The sequence below is a fragment of the Streptomyces anulatus genome, from assembly GCF_014650675.1.
Classification (GTDB): Bacteria; Actinomycetota; Actinomycetes; order Streptomycetales; family Streptomycetaceae; genus Streptomyces; species Streptomyces anulatus.
The window spans coordinates 164,287-179,542 of the sequence record NZ_BMVK01000004.1; the positions used below are offsets into that span (position 1 = coordinate 164,287).

Here is a 15,256-nt window from a genome sequence, read left to right on the forward strand (position 1 = left end):
GGCCGGCTACTTCTGGTCCGCGGCGAGCTTGGCATTGACGTCCTTCTCGGCCGAGGCCAGCAGGGCGTCGATGTCGGCGTCGCGCTTCGTGAGCACAGCCTGCACCACCGGGTCGAGCGCGGCGTACAGCTTCTGCGCCTGGAACGGAGGCTCCGGCTTCAGCTTCAGCGTGGCGAGACCGTCGGTGTACGGCTTGAAGTTCCGCAGCTTCACATTGACGTACGGCTTGATCGCGGCGTCGATCTCGGTCTGCCGCTTCCGGTCGAAGACCGGCAGCGTCGGCACGCCCACCGCGGACTTCGGGTCGCCGGAGAGCGCCTTGGCCTGTTCGGCGGCGATGTCGGTGCTGTACTGCGGCTTGGCGTAGGCGAAGGTCAGCCACTCGACGGCCGCCGCGGCGTGCTTCTTGTCGGCGGACTTCGGAACCATGTAGATGTCGCCGCCGGTGAGTGTCGCGTCGCCGCCGGACTGCGGCATCGGGGCCACTCCGAACGCGTCGGTGTTCTCCATGCCGAACTGCATCTTCGCCAGTCGGTACGTCCCCGGGCTGCCCATGAACATGCCGACCTGCCCGGCCGCGAACTGCTTGATCACGTCGTTCTGATTGGTGAGGAGGTTCCTGCCGAGCGAATCGTCCTTCCACCGCATGTCCTTGAGCAGCCGCAGCGCCTTCTTCGTCGGCTCCCCGGTCAGGGTGGCGGTGTACGTGCCGCCCTGCTCCTTCTGCAGTTCGCCACCGAAGGCGTACGACAGCATCGTCAGCTGCCAGCCGCCCTGGTTGTCCTTGGACTCGTGCACGAAGCCCGCCGTGCCGGTGCTGTCGCTGATCTTCTTGGCGGCGGTGCGGACGTCCGCCCAGGTGGCCGGCGGCCTGTCCGGGTCGAGGCCGGCCTTCTCGAAGAGTTCCCGGTTGTAGACCAGGCCCTGGGCGTACGGATTCTGCGGTACGCCGTACACGTCGCCGGCGCCGTCGGTGAGCGGCTGGAGGACCTGGGGGTTGAACTCCTTGAAGTGCTCCCACTCCTTGAGCTGCCCGGTGATCGGCTGCACCTGCTTCTGCTGGATGAGCCGTTGCGGCTCGGTCAGCGGCACCCTGATGACGTCCTCGACATTGCCGCCGGACAGCTTCGCGGAGAACGTCAGCGGGTCGAAGACCGTCGTCGAACCCTTGATCCGGATGCCCGGATTGGCCTTCTCGAAGTCGGCCACCTGCTGCTTGAACAGGGCGAGCCCCGGCTTGTCGGTGGCGGGCGGCATGCCCTGCACCCGCAGCACGAGATCGCCGTCCCCGCCGGCACTGCTCGGGGTGAGGGAGGAACAGCCCGCGAGCGTCGCGGTCAGCGCCATGCAGCCAAGTATGGCCGCACGACGGGAGTTTCTGGGCATAACGGCTCCAAGAAGGGCAGGAGTGGGTGCGGTGCGGTGCTGTGTTCGTCGTGGTGGTGCGCGCCGTGGATCAGTGGGCGGGTGCGGGGCCCGTCGAGGCGCGGGGGATGAGGCGGGAGCCGATCTCCACGAAGGGGGAGTCGGGTCCGGGTCCTCCTCCGGCGCGGTCCGGCTGACGTGCGATCGTCTCGATCAGGAGGTCACCCGCGCGGGTGGCGACCTCTTCGGGGTCGATCCTGATCGTGGTGAGGCCGGGAGTGGAGACGGAGGCCAGCAGGGTGTCGTCGATGCCGATGACGCTGACGTCGCGCGGGACGCTCATGCCGAGGTTGGCCATCTGGTGCAGCACGCCGAGGGCGACCAGGTCGTTGTGGGCGATCACGGCCGTCGCCTCATGGGCGGCGACCAGGGTGGCGGCGTGCACGCCCGTCTCGAACCTCGGCTCGTACGGGCCGAGTTCCGACAGGGAGAGGTCGAGCGCTTCGAAGGACTCCTGGATGGACTTTCCGCGGCTCAGCTCGGGGCGGGACGCGTTGATGAAGACGCAGCGCCTGTGACCGTACGCCTTGAGCTGTTCGGCGGCCTGCGCGATGCCGGCCGACAGGGAGATCCGGACCTCGGGGATGCCCGGTACATGCCGGTTCACCACCACCAGCGGCATTCGGGCCGCCAGTTCGTGGAGCCGGTCCTCGGTGAGGGTGGAGGCCCACAGGATCAGGCCGTCGACCCGCTTCGACACGGCCGCGATGGCGGCCAGCTCGTCCGCCTCGCGCTCGTCGCTGTCGGCGACCAGGACCGTGTAGCCCAGGTGCCGGGCGCGGGCCTGCATCGCCTTGATGATCGGCGGGAAGAACGGGTTGGCGATGTCCGGGACGATCAGGCCGAGCGTCCCGGTGCCGCCGCCGCGCAGTGACCGGGCCGCCGGGTTGGCGGAGTAGCCGAGCTTCGCCGCGGCGTCGAGGATGCGCTGCCGCGTCTTCGGCTGCACCTGGTCGGGTGCGGTGAAGGCGCGGGACACCGTCGACACGGATACGCCCGCGGCGCTCGCCACCTCCCGGATCGTGACTGCCACGGACGGCCTCCTCATCGTCTTGAGCCGGGTGACCCGGTCGCCTCGCAGCTGGATCCTGCGAATGCGGTTGATGTTTGCGAACGTTCCCATGGCGTGTCAAGGCATGTGTCAGGAGTATTTCTTCCAGGGAAACCTTCTGTGTGCACGGGCCTTGCGCTTCAACCCGCCTGCTGCGAATGATGTGTTCCCAAGAACGTCATGCAAGTTGCGGGAACGTTTTCATAGAGGAGTGGCATGAAGATCACCGGCCTGGAAGTGCTGACTCTCCCCGACCACGGCGACAGCATGATGCTGGTCGTGGTCGACACCGACGAGGGCATCCACGGCCTGGGCGAGGTCGGCATCAGGTCGCGCCAACGGGCGGTCGCCGGGGGACTGGAGCACCTCGCGGAGCTGATCGTCGGCGAGGACCCGCGACGGATCGAGCACCTCTGGCAGGTCATGTTCCGGCGCGGCTTCTTCCCCGCCGACCGCATACTCGGAGCCGCCATCGCAGCGGTGGACGTGGCCCTTTGGGACATCCGCGGCAAGGCGCTCGGCGTACCGGTGCATGAGCTGCTCGGCGGCCGGGTGCGTGATCACGTACCCGCCTACGTGCATGTCGGCGACGGCTACCACGACCGAGCGTGGTTCCTGGACCGCTGCCGTGACCTCGTCGCCGAGGGCTGGCGCCATCTGCGGTTCGCCTCGCCGCACGACGCCGACGGGACGCTCGACGCCCGCCGCTGTCTGCGCGACTCGGTCGAGCTCTTCCACCAGGTGCGGGACGCGGTCGGCGACGAGGTGGAGCTGATCCTCGACGTCCACACGCGCCTGGATCCGCCGGAGGCGCTGACCCTGTGCCGCGAGATCGAGGCGGCCCGCCCGTACTTCGTCGAGGACCCGCTGCGCTGCGAGAACCCCGACAGCTACCGCATGCTGCGGGCCCGCACCGGAGTCCCCCTCGCCGCCGGTGAACAGTACGGCTCCAAATGGGAGTTCAGGACGCTCATCGAGGACGACCTGATCGACTACGCGCGGGTGGACGTCGGGGTGGCCGCAGGTCTCACCGAGGCGAAGAAGATCGCGGCGATGGCGGAGGCGCACCACATCAAGCTCGCCACCCACAATCCGCTCGGCCCCGTCACCGCCGCCTCCTCGCTCCAACTCAACCTGACCTGCCCGAACGTGGCGATCCAGGAGCACCAGACCGACCCCGATCCGGCCATCGCCGCCCTCTTCACCGCGCGGCCGACGATCGTGCCGGGACGGGTGGAGCTGAGCGAACTGCCGGGCATCGGCGTCGACATCGACCGCGCGGCGGCGCGCCGGTACCAGGCCACGGCCGCCGAGCGTCCGCACCTGCGCACGTCGGACGGGGCGTTCACCAACTGGTAGCCGCACATCCGCACACCGAACAAGAATTCCCACTCCAGGAAGTGAGGCGAGTTCCGTCGTGTCATTCAGGGGAACCGCGAGACCAGTCCGACCTCTCCTGGTCGGCATAGCGTTCATGGGCGTGCTGGTAGGCGCGTCGGCGACGCCGGCCAGCAGCCAGGAAAGCGGGAAGTTGCAGGTGACCGCCGTGTCGTCGCGGCCCGGCGCGGTGTCGGGGGACGACGCCCTGATACGTGTCGAGGTGCCCGCGTCCATCACGGCCGACACGGTCCGGGTCGAGGTGGCGGGCCGGGACGTGACCTCGGACTTCCGGCCGTCCGGCGACCACGCGCTGATGGGCGTGGTGAAGGGACTGGCCACCGGTGGCAACACGTTCACGGCCAGGGCCCAGGGCGCGGACTCCGGACAGCTGACCGTGAAGAACCACCCCATCACGGGACCGGTGTTCGCCGGGCCGCACGAGCAGCCGTTCATCTGCGACACCGCCGAGTTCAAGACCGTCACCGGCGTCAGCCTGGGGCCGCCGCTCGACGCGGACTGCTCGGTCGGGACGCGCGTCGACTACATGTACCGCACGACGGCCGGCACGTACGTTCCGCTGCCCGACGAGAACGCCCGCCCCGCCGACCTGGCGACGGCCACGACGAGCACGGGCCGGAAGGTGCCGTACATCGTCCGCGTGGAGACCGGCACCATCAACCGCGCCATCTACGAGACGGCCGTGCTGCACGAACCGGACGCCGGCACCCCCGACCCGCTGCAGCGCGGGCCGGGCTGGAACGGGCGCCTCGTGTACGGCTTCGGCGGGGGCTGCAACGGCGGCTGGTACGTCCAGGGCCGGAACACCGTCGGCATCATGAACGACACCTATCTGAGCAAGGGATACGGCGTCGCATCGTCCTCGCTGAACGTCTTCGGCAACAACTGCAACGACGTGCTGGCCGCCGAGACCATGAGCATGGTCAAGGAACACTTCGTCGAGACGTACGGCGAACCGGCCTTCACCATCGGCAACGGCTGCTCCGGTGGCTCGTACCAGACCCACCAGATCGCCGACAACTATCCGGGTCTGCTGGACGGCATCCTCTCCGGCTGCAGCTTCCCCGACGTCGGCTTCGGCACGATCCAGACGCTCAGCGACGCCCAGCTCCTGAACCACTACTTCAAGAACGTCGCACCGGACGCGTTCACCAAGGAACAGCAGAGGGCGGTCTCCGGGTTCGGCATGTGGGAGAGCCTCGGCAGCCTGGCCAGGGCCAGTGGCCGGATCGACCCCACGGTGTACTGTCCGGCGCAACTGCCCCCGGGGCAGCGCTACAACCCCGCCACCAACCCGGACGGCGCCCGCTGCGACGTCTACAGCCACGCCGTGAACGTCTACGGCGAGGTGCCGGAGACCGGGAAGGCGCGCAGGCCGCTCGACAACACCGGTATCCAGTACGGACTTGAGGCCCTGAACAAGGGCATCATCGACATGGACCGGTTCATCGACCTGAACCGGCGTATCGGCGGCCTCGACGACGATGCCAAGCCCACCGCGGAGCGGACCGCCGCCGATCTCAAGGCGGTGCGGCTCGCCTACCGCACGGGCCGCTTGCTGAACGGCGGCGGCGGCCTCGCCGACGTTCCGATCATCGACTACCGCGACTACACGGACGACGCGGCGGCCGGCGACATGCACATGCGCTTCCACTCCTTCTCCACCCGGGCGCGCTTGGACAAGGCCAACGGAACGCACGCCAACCAGGTCATGCTCACCCGCTCCAGCGGGCACGGATTCACTCTCGCCGGGATGCTGTCCGACATGGACCAGTGGCTCACCGGCATCAAGGGCGACCCCGGCGGCGACACCCCCATCGAGAAGATCGTCCGGAACCGGCCGCCGGGCCTCACGGACGCCTGCTGGACCCGGGGCATCGGTGCGAAGAAGATCGCGGAGCCCCAGGTCGAGGGCATCGGCAACACCGAGTGCAACACGCTCTACCCGGTGTGGACCTCGCCGCGGATGGTCGCCGGAGCCGATGTGGCCAACGACATCGTGAAATGCCGCAAGCGTCCCGTGACCCGCACCGACTACCAAGTGCCTTTGACCGAAGGTCAGTTCGCGGATCTGCAGTCGGTCTTCGGCACCGGAGTCTGCGACTGGTCCGTGCCCGGAGCGGGGCAGCAGGGCCTCGCCGGCACCTGGCTCGACTTCGACCCGGCGTGACCGTCCGACACGACGCGAACCGAAGGGGACGGCACGATCGGGTCTCCCCGACCCGAAAGCCGCCCCCGGACCGGGTCGCCCCCGACCGGGACGGCGCTACGGCCTAGCGGGTCCGATGGCGCCGCACCCGGCGGGGGCCTCCGGCCGCCCCCTCCTCCCGCACTGTCCGTCCCGCACCCCACCCCCTCCCGTCACGATCCGGTCTCGGACGCGGGAGGGGGTCTTGCTTTCGGCCATGTAATCGATTCCAATCATCCGTGTAATCGATTCCATGGCGTCGAGCCGCCGGTCCACGACCGGTCGGCGCACGGGTTTCGAGGTGTACGGAAACCACAAGGAGGTGGTCCGGACATGGCGGGCATCAAGGATGTCGCGGCCGAGGCGGGTGTGTCCGTCGCCACGGTGTCGCGCGTGCTGAACAGCCATCCGTCCGTGAGCGAGGAGGCGCGTACCCGCGTCCTCGCCGCCGTCGAGGCCCTCGGCTACCGGCCCAACGCGGTGGCCCGCTCACTGCGCACCGCGCAGACCCGCACCCTCGGCCTGGTCATCAGTGATGTGCTCAACCCGTACTTCACCGAGCTGGCCCGCTTCGTCGAGGAGGAGGCCCGCGCGCTCGGCTACAGCGTCATCATCGGCAACGCCGACGAGCGGCCCGAGCTCCAGGACCACCACATCCGCACGCTCATCGACCGTAGGATCGACGGGCTCCTCGTCTCGCCCGCCGACGGGGGCTCCCCGCTGATGCGGGACGTGGCCCTGAGCGGCACCCCGATGGTCTTCGTCGACCGCTGGATCCCCGGCATCGACGTGCCCGTCGTCCGGGCCGACGGTACGGGTGCGGTCAAGGATCTCGTCGCGCATCTGCACGGCCTCGGTCACCGCCGGCTCGCCATCATCGCCGGGCCCGCCGCCACCACCACCGGAAACGAGCGCGTCGAGGCCTTCCGCGACGCGATGCGCGAGCTCGGGCTCGCCCTGCCCGACGCCTATATCGGCCAGGGCGACTTCCAGGCGGCCAGCGGCCGCCGGGCCACCGAGCGCTTCCTCGCCCTGGCGGAGCCGCCCGAGGTCGTGTTCGCCGCCGACAACCTGATGGCGCTCGGCGCCCTGGACGCGATCCGGGCCCGAGGGATGCGCGTCCCCGACGACATCGCCCTCGCCGCCTTCGACGACATCCCGTGGTTCGTCCACACGGACCCGCCGATCACCGCCATCGCCCAGCCGACCGCCGACCTGGCGCGGGCCGCCGTGCGCGCGCTGGCCGACCGGATCGAAGGACGGACCCCGCAGTCCGTCACCCTGCCCGCCCGCCTCGTCGTACGCCGCTCGTGCGGCGGGGCCGCATCGAACCAGAGGAGCGACCGGTGACCGCACCGGACAGGCAACTGGTGACCGCACCAGACGAGTTGCTGCGCATCGAAGGTCTGCGCAAGACCTTCCCCGGCGTGGTGGCGCTCGACAACGTCGACTTCGACCTCCGCAGAGGCGAGGTGCACGTCCTGCTCGGCGAGAACGGCGCGGGGAAGAGCACCCTCATCAAGATGCTCTCCGGCGCCTACCGCCCCGACCACGGCCGCATTCTGGCCGAGGGACGTGAGGTGCGCATCGAGGGCGCGCAGGACGCGGAACGGCTCGGGATCGCCACGATCTACCAGGAGTTCAACCTGGTGCCCGATCTCACCGTCGCCGAGAACATCTTCCTGGGCCGCCAGCCGCGCCGCTACGGGCTCGTCGACCACCGCCGGATGCGCGAGGACGCGGAGAAGCTGCTGCACCGGGTCGGCGTCAACGTGCGACCCGACGCCAAGGTCCGTGAACTGGGCATCGCCCGGCTCCAGATGGTGGAGATCGCCAAGGCGCTCAGCCTGGAGGCCCGCGTCCTGATCATGGACGAGCCGACCGCCGTGCTCACCTCCGAGGAGGTCGACAAGCTCTTCGCGATCGTCCGCCAACTGCGCGAGGACGGCGTCGGGATCGTCTTCATCACCCACCACCTGGAGGAGATCGCCGCACTCGGCGACCGCGTCACCGTCCTCCGCGACGGCCGCAGCATCGACCAGGTCCCCGCGTCGACCCCCGAGGACGAACTCGTCCAGCTCATGGTGGGCCGCAGCATCGAGCAGCAGTACCCGCGCGAACGCCCCGAACGCCCCAATTCCGCAGACGCGTTGCTGTCGGTGCGCGGGCTCACCCGCGACGGCGTCTTCCACGACATCAGCTTCGACGTGCACGCCGGCGAGGTCGTCGGCCTCGCCGGACTGGTCGGCGCCGGGCGGACGGAGGTGGCACGCGCCGTCTTCGGGGCCGACCCGTACGACGCGGGCACCGTCGACGTACGCGGCGAACGCCTCGCCCGGCACGACGTGCCCGCCGCGATGGGCGCCGGGATCGGACTCGTACCGGAGGACCGCAAGGGCCAGGGCCTGGTCCTGGACGCTTCCGTGCAGGAGAACCTCGGCCTGGTCACCCTGCGTTCCGCGACCCGCTCCGGACTCGTGGACCTCAAGGGGCAGCGCACGGCCGCCGCCCGCATCGCCGAGCAGCTCGGCGTCCGCATGTCAGGACTCGGCCAGCATGTGCGCACCCTCTCCGGCGGCAACCAGCAGAAGGTCGTCATCGGCAAATGGCTGCTGGCCGACACCCGGGTGCTCATCCTCGACGAACCCACCCGGGGCATCGACGTCGGCGCGAAGGTCGAGATCTACCAGCTCATCAACGAGCTGACCGCCTCCGGACACGCCGTCCTGATGATCTCCAGCGATCTGCCGGAGGTCCTCGGCATGAGCGACCGGGTGCTCGTCATGGCCCAGGGCCGGATCGCCGGGGAACTCCCCGCCGACGAGGCCACCCAGGACGCGGTGATGGCGCTCGCCGTCGGCACCCCGACCACCACCCGGGGCACCGTCCCCACCGAACACCCCGCACCGAAGAAGGAAGAGGAGGGCCCCCGTGGCCACTGAGACAGCCAGGAGTGGCGCGGGAACGGGCGGAGTCTCCGTGATGCGCCGCGTCCTGCTCGACAACGGCGCGCTGAGCGCCCTGGTCGTGCTGGTGGTGGCGATGTCGCTGCTCTCCGGCGACTTCCTGACCACCCAGAACCTGCTGAACGTCGGCGTCCAGGCGGCCGTCACCGCCATCCTCGCGTTCGGCGTCACCTTCGTCATCGTCTCGGCGGGCATCGACCTGTCCGTCGGTTCGGTGGCGGCCCTGTCCGCGACGGTCCTCGCCTGGTCGGCGACCTCGGCGGGAGTCCCGGTCGTCCTGGCGGTCGTGCTCGCGATCGTCACGGGCATCGCCTGCGGCTTCGTGAACGGCGCCCTCGTCTCGTACGGCAAACTCCCGCCGTTCATCGCGACGTTGGCGATGCTCTCGATCGCCCGAGGTCTCTCCCTCGTCATCTCGCAGGGCAGCCCGATCGCCTTCCCCGAATCCGTCTCGGTGCTCGGCGACACGCTCGGCGGCTGGCTCCCCGTGCCGGTCCTCGTGATGATCGCGATGGGTCTGATCACCGCACTGATCCTCGGCCGCACCTTCATCGGCCGCTCGATGTACGCGATCGGCGGCAACGAGGAGGCGGCCCGGCTCTCCGGGCTCCGCGTCAAGCGCCAGAAGATCGTCATCTACGCGCTGTCCGGTCTCTTCGCCGCCGTCGCGGGCATCGTCCTGGCCTCGCGCCTCGTCTCCGCCCAGCCGCAGGCCGCCCAGGGGTACGAACTCGACGCCATCGCCGCGGTCGTCATCGGCGGGGCGAGCCTGGCCGGGGGCGTCGGCAAGGCGTCCGGCACCCTGATCGGCGCGCTCATCCTCGCCGTCCTCCGCAACGGCCTCAACCTCCTCTCCGTGTCGGCGTTCTGGCAACAGGTCGTCATCGGCGTCGTCATCGCGCTGGCCGTCCTGCTGGACACGCTGCGCCGCAAGGCCGGATCGGGAGCGGCCTCCTCCGCGGGCACCGCCCCCGGGGCGCCGGGGGCCGGCCGCAAGGGAGCACTCAAGCTGGCCGGTGCGGCACTCTGCGTCGCCCTCGTCGTCGGCGCGGTCTCCTTCTTCAACTCCGGCTCGTCCGGCGGCACGACGAAGGTCGGCATGTCCCTCTCCACCCTCAACAACCCCTTCTTCGTGCAGATGAAGGAAGGCGCGCAGGCGGAGGCGGAGAAGGCGGGCATCGACCTCACCGTCACCGACGCCCAGAACGACGCCTCCCAACAGGCCAACCAGCTGCAGAACTTCACCAGTTCCGGCGTCTCCTCGATCATCGTCAACCCGGTGGACTCGGACGCCGTGGGACCGGGCGTCCGCAGCGCCAACAAGGCGGACATCCCCGTGATCGCCGCCGACCGGGGCGTCAACAAGGCGGAGACCGCGACGCTCGTCGCCTCGGACAACGTGGCGGGCGGCAAGCTCGCCGCCGACGCGCTGGCCGACAAGCTCGGCGGCAAGGGCAGCATCGTCATCCTCCAGGGCACGGCGGGCACCTCCGCCAGCCGTGAGCGCGGTGCCGGTTTCGCCGAGGGACTCAAGGCGTACCCGGACATCAAGGTGGTCGCCAAGCAGCCCGCGGACTTCGACCGCACCAAGGGCCTGGACGTCATGACCAACCTCATCCAGTCGCACCCCGGCGTCACCGGCGTCTTCGCCGAGAACGACGAGATGGCGCTCGGCGCGGCCAAGGCGCTCGGCAGCAAGGCCGGGAAGTCCGTCTCGGTCGTCGGCTTCGACGGAACCCCGGACGGCCTGAAGGCGGTCGAGGCCGGCACGCTCTACGCCTCGGTGGCCCAACAGCCCGCGGAACTGGGGAAGATCGCGGTGCAGAATGCCGTGAAGGCTGCGAAGGACGAGAAGGTCGAGAGCACGGTGAAGGTGCCGGTCAAGGTGGTCACCCGGGAGAACGTCGCCGACTTCTCCTGACCGCCACCCGGCTCGTGAACCGGGGCCCGCCGACCCCGGACCGACGAAAGCAGGAAGTACGCACATGCACGACAACGCCCCCGACGACCGGTACGACCTGCTGGTCGTCGGGTCGGCCAACGCCGACCTGGTGATCGGCGTGGAGCGCCGCCCCGCGCCCGGCGAGACGGTCCTCGGTTCCGACCTGGCCGTCCACCCCGGCGGCAAGGGCGCCAACCAGTCGCTGGCCGCCGCCCGCCTCGGCGCCAGGACGGCTCTGCTCGCCCGGGTCGGCGACGACGACCACGGACGCCTCCTGCTGGAGACCCAGCGCGCGGCGGGCGTGGACACCGACGGCGTCCTGGTGGGCGGGGCCCCCACCGGTGTCGCGCTGATCACCGTCGACCCCTCGGGCGACAACAGCATCGTCGTCTCCCCGGGAGCCAACGGACGCCTCACACCCGAGGACGTCCGGGCGGCGGCCCCGCTGCTGGCCGCAGCCCGGGTGATCTCCGTACAGCTGGAGATCCCGCTGGACACGGTCGCCGAGACGGTACGCGGCCGGGGGCCGGACACCCGGCTCGTCCTCAACCCGTCCCCGCCCGCCCCGCTCCCCGAGGAGGTGCTGGCCGCCTGCGATCCGCTGGTGGTCAACGAGCACGAGGCGCGGTACATCCTCGGCGACGGGGCGGGGGAGTCCCCGCACGACTGGGCCCCGGCCCTGCTCGCGCTCGGCCCGCGCTCGGTCGTGATCACCCTGGGCGCGGCCGGGGCCCTGGTGGCGGACAGCCGTACGGAATCCCTGGACCATCTGGTCAGCCCGAAGGTCGAGGCCCTCGACACGACCGGCGCCGGGGACGCGTTCACAGCGGCCCTGGCCTGGCGTCTGGGCCGTGGCGACGGGCTGCGGGAGGCGGCGGCCTTCGCGGTCAGGGTGGGCGCGGCGGCGGTCACGGCGCGGGGCGCGCAGGAGTCGTTCCCGACGCTGGAGGAGGTCGACGCGCTGTGAAGAAGTCGGGCATCCTCAACCGCCACCTGGCGGGCGCGATCGCCGAACTCGGCCACGGCGACGGCGTCCTGGTCTGCGACGCCGGCATGCCGATCCCACCCGGCCCCCGGGTGATCGACCTGGCCTTCCGCGCCGGTACTCCGTCGTTCGCGGAGGTGCTGGACGGCCTGCTCGACGAACTGGTCGTGGAGGGCGCGACGGCCGCCCACGAGATCCGTGACGCCAACCCGGAGGCCGCGGCGCTCCTGGACGGTCACTTCCCCTGGCTGGAACTGATCCCGCACGACGACCTCAAGGCGCTCACGCCGGCGGCCCGCCTGGTCGTACGGACGGGGGAGGCCCGGCCGTACGCGAACGTACTGCTGAGATGCGGGGTCTTCTTCTGAGCGAGGGCGCCCCGGACCCGTAGCAGCACGCTACGGGTCCGGGACTTCGTCGTACGCAGGGCGGTGCGGGGCGGCTTCCGGTCGGTGAACCGTCCTCAGCCGGCTGTGCCGGGTGCGAGTCCGCAGGTGCCGGACCTCTTCGCCCCGTCCTGTCCCGTCAGCGTCACGACTCCCCGGCCGTCGGTGGCCTCGTTGTAGACGATCGTGCAGGTCAACTGCTGTAGAGCCGCGGCGTCCAGCCCCTCCACGGCCAAGGGCAGGCGAACCGCGATCCCGCCGTCCGACGCGACCTGGACCGCCACGGTCCCGCCCTCGCGGACAGCGGGAAGCGCGGTGGTCAGACCGGCCGCCCGGTCCGTCCTTCCGGGGCCGGAGAGCAGCGCCAGGACGACCTTCTCCGTGGGCGCGGGGCCCGCCGGTCCCGTGGGGTCCCGTTCGCCGGAGCCCAGCTCGACGTACTCGTCGCCGAACCCGGCCGAGGGCCTGACCGCCCGGATCACGGGACTCAACCCGCCGTCGGGGGAGCGGAAGAAGAGCAGCATGTCGTTGTCACGGTTGAGGAAGGCGTCCACGGTCGCGGGTCCCCCCGCCTCGATGGCATCGGACGCCTGGATCCCGCAGCCGCCGACCAGTGGCGCGCCGACCGTGACGAGGGAGCCCACCACGAGTCCCCGCCACCCAGCACGCCTCATCCGCCGTCCTCCTCGACCCGGAGCGGAATCTCGACGGTGAAGACGGCACCGCCGCCGGGAAGGTTCCCCGCGCGGATCGTTCCGCCGTGCAGACGCACGTTCTCCAGGGTGATCGCCAGCCCCAGGCCGCTGCCCGGCGATCGGGAACGGGCCGCGTCGGCCTTGTAGAAGCGGTCGAAGATGTGCGGGAGCGAGGCGGAGGGGATGCCGGGGCCGCTGTCCGCGACCTCGGTGATGAGCACCTGCGTGCCGGAGGAGCTCGCCTCGGTGCGCAGGCGCACGGTGACGGGAGCGCCGCCGTGCCGCAGGGCGTTGCCGACCAGGTTGGCGACCACGATGTCGTAGCGGCGTGGGTCGAGCCGGGCCCGGATGCCGGTGGGGAGCTCGGCGCGGATCCGGTCGTCGTTCGACCAGTGCCGGGTCTGGAGGGACTTGCGGATGGCCTCGGCGACGTCGATCTCGTCGGAGTTCAGCTCGGCCGCGCGGGCGTCGAAGCGGGATATCTCCATCAGGTCCTCGACGAGCACGGCGAGCTTTCCGGTCTCCGCGCTGACCAGCCGGACCGCCTGGGCGGTGTCGGCGTCCAGACGGTCCGCGTCCTGATCGAGGACCTCGGTGACGGCGAGCATCCCGGCCAGGGGGGTGCGCAGTTCGTGCGAGACGTCGGAGGCGAAGCGACGCGCCCGTGCCTCGGCGTCGCGCAGTGCGCCGACGGACCGCTCCAGTTGCCCCGCCGACTCGTTGAACGTGTCCGCCAGGTCGGCCAGTTCGTCGGTGCCGCGTACCGGGATACGGGTGTCGAGCCTGCCGCTGCCCATGCTCCTGGCCGCACGGCGCAACTCCCGCACCGGACGCAGCACACTGCGCGCGGCGATCAGGCCGGGTACGAGCGCGACGGCGAGGCCGGGCAGGGCACCGTTCCGGGCGGCGACGAGCAGGGCGTCGACGTTGACCTGCTCGTCGGTCATCCGCATGACGGCGTACAGGACGAGTCCGGTCGGCAGCACGCTGTCCGGGCCGGTTCTGAAGACCGTGGGCATGCCGATGGTCAGGTACGGGACGCCGTCCTTGACGACCCGCTCGAAGCTCCCGTACCGGTCGGCCGACGCGGCCCGCCGCAGTTCGGGGGTGATGACGGTGGAGACCGGGTTCTCGCCGGAGGACGCGCGGAGGGTGCCGTACTCGGCGAACACCACCCAGGGGCGCGGTTTGCCCGTGCGGGCGAGGTCGCGCAGGACCTCCTCCAGCCCCTCCTCCTGGACGGGCAGCCCCCAGCCCGTCCGCTGGACCTGGTCGCGGAACGTCGAGACCGCTGTGTCCTGGGCGGTCTTCAGCAGCGCGTTGCGGGCCTCGCGGTAGGTCAGCGCGGACGTCGTGCCGGCGCTGACCACGGCGACCAGCAGGAAGGCAGCCAGCAGTCGGGCACGCAGGCCGAACGCCCTGGCCCGAGAGCGCCCGCGGGTGCTCACGGCCGAACCCGCGCCGTCCTGGTCGTCCCTCCCGCAGCTGCGCGGGCGGCCGGGCCGGGGGACGGTGATCACAGCGGACCGAAGCGGTAGCCGAAGCCCCGCAGCGTCTGGACGTAACGCGGGCTGCCGACCTCGTTCTCGATCTTGCCGCGCAGCCGGGCGACACAGGCGTCGACCAGCCGGCCGTCGGCGTGGAAGGTGTGCTCCCACACGTTCTCCAGGAGCTGCTGCCTGCTGAACACCTGCTCGGGGGCGGCGGACAGGTGCAGGAGCAGCCTGAGTTCCGAGGGAGCGAGCGTCAGGAGACGGCCCGCTTTGGACACGGTCAGACCGACCCGGTCGATGGTGAGGTCGCCGTAGACCTCGATGGCCGGGCGGCCCGTGGAGCCATCGTCCATGCGGCGCAGCACGGCCCGGATCCGGGCGTCGATCACCTCGGGCCGGGCGGGTTTGACGATGTAGTCGTCGGCGCCGGCCTCCAGGCCGATGACCACGTCGAAGTCGTCGCCGCGCGCGGTGAGCATGATGATCGGCAGCTGGCTGTGCTCGCGGACCTGCCGGCACACCTGGACGCCGGTCATTCCGGGCAGCATCAGGTCCAGCAGCAGCAGATCGGGGCGGAACTCGGCCAGTGCGGCGAGGCCGTCCTCACCGGTCTCGGCTGCCCGTACCTCGTGGCCGCGACGGCGCAGACCGAGCTGGACCCCCTCGCGTACGAAAGGGTCGTCCTCGACGAGGAGCACGCGGGGCATCGGCTTTTCTCCCTCGGTGG

General features: G+C 70.6%; 12 protein-coding genes. 7 read left to right on the forward strand and 5 right to left on the reverse strand.

All coding sequences use genetic code 11. The features are described 5' to 3' along the window. Positions 1–6: 6 nt before the first annotated feature. Positions 7–1,347: an ABC transporter substrate-binding protein gene (locus IE272_RS12385; RefSeq protein WP_050359160.1), complete on the reverse strand. Its 1,341-nt coding sequence runs from the start codon at positions 1,345–1,347 to the stop codon at positions 7–9. Positions 1,348–1,456: 109 nt separating this feature from the next. Next, a complete protein-coding gene (locus IE272_RS12390) occupies positions 1,457–2,458 on the reverse strand; it encodes a LacI family DNA-binding transcriptional regulator (RefSeq protein WP_063804637.1) in 1,002 nt (333 codons plus the stop codon). 234 nt (positions 2,459–2,692) lie between these two features. On the opposite strand from IE272_RS12390, the gene IE272_RS12395 reads away from it, so the two are divergent. The 7 genes from IE272_RS12395 (at position 2,693) to rbsD (ending at position 12,323) form a co-directional block, all read left to right on the forward strand. After that, positions 2,693–3,835 carry a mandelate racemase/muconate lactonizing enzyme family protein gene (locus tag IE272_RS12395; RefSeq protein WP_050359162.1) on the forward strand — a complete coding sequence of 381 codons (1,143 nt, stop codon included), beginning with the start codon at positions 2,693–2,695 and terminating at the stop codon, positions 3,833–3,835. Between the two features lie 115 nt (positions 3,836–3,950). Further along, on the forward strand, positions 3,951–6,044 hold the full coding sequence (locus tag IE272_RS12400) for a DUF6351 family protein (protein ID WP_050359163.1): 2,094 nt from the start codon (positions 3,951–3,953) through the stop codon (positions 6,042–6,044). 351 nt (positions 6,045–6,395) lie between these two features. After that, positions 6,396–7,412: a LacI family DNA-binding transcriptional regulator gene (locus IE272_RS12405; RefSeq protein ID WP_050359164.1), complete on the forward strand. Its 1,017-nt coding sequence runs from the start codon at positions 6,396–6,398 to the stop codon at positions 7,410–7,412. Further along, positions 7,409–9,004 (forward strand): sugar ABC transporter ATP-binding protein, encoded by a 1,596-nt coding sequence (locus IE272_RS12410; protein WP_057666823.1) that lies wholly within the window; start codon positions 7,409–7,411, stop codon positions 9,002–9,004. Before IE272_RS12405 ends, IE272_RS12410 begins: the two co-directional genes overlap by 4 nt. Continuing rightward, positions 8,994–10,949 carry an ABC transporter permease/substrate-binding protein gene (locus IE272_RS12415; protein WP_057666825.1) on the forward strand — a complete coding sequence of 652 codons (1,956 nt, stop codon included), beginning with the start codon at positions 8,994–8,996 and terminating at the stop codon, positions 10,947–10,949. The genes IE272_RS12410 and IE272_RS12415 overlap by 11 nt, the downstream gene beginning before the upstream one ends. 64 nt (positions 10,950–11,013) lie before the next feature. Continuing rightward, complete coding sequence (locus IE272_RS12420; protein ID WP_057666827.1) at positions 11,014–11,937, forward strand: ribokinase; 924 nt, start codon at positions 11,014–11,016, stop codon at positions 11,935–11,937. Next, on the forward strand, positions 11,934–12,323 hold the full coding sequence (gene rbsD, locus IE272_RS12425; protein WP_007448808.1) for a D-ribose pyranase: 390 nt from the start codon (positions 11,934–11,936) through the stop codon (positions 12,321–12,323). The genes IE272_RS12420 and rbsD overlap by 4 nt, the downstream gene beginning before the upstream one ends. A gap of 95 nt (positions 12,324–12,418) precedes the next feature. Here rbsD and IE272_RS12430 read toward each other — a convergent pair whose 3' ends face one another. The 3 genes from IE272_RS12430 to IE272_RS12440 are packed head-to-tail and all read right to left on the reverse strand — an operon-like array spanning position 12,419 to position 15,236. Beyond that, positions 12,419–13,015, reverse strand: coding sequence for a hypothetical protein (locus tag IE272_RS12430; protein WP_050359170.1), 597 nt, complete (start codon positions 13,013–13,015; stop codon positions 12,419–12,421). Next, positions 13,012–14,556, reverse strand: a complete 1,545-nt coding sequence (locus IE272_RS12435; RefSeq protein ID WP_190006853.1) for an ATP-binding protein — start codon at positions 14,554–14,556, stop codon at positions 13,012–13,014. Before IE272_RS12435 ends, IE272_RS12430 begins: the two co-directional genes overlap by 4 nt. After that, a complete protein-coding gene (locus IE272_RS12440) occupies positions 14,553–15,236 on the reverse strand; it encodes a response regulator (protein WP_056705781.1) in 684 nt (227 codons plus the stop codon). The genes IE272_RS12435 and IE272_RS12440 overlap by 4 nt, the downstream gene beginning before the upstream one ends. Positions 15,237–15,256: the final 20 nt, after the last annotated feature.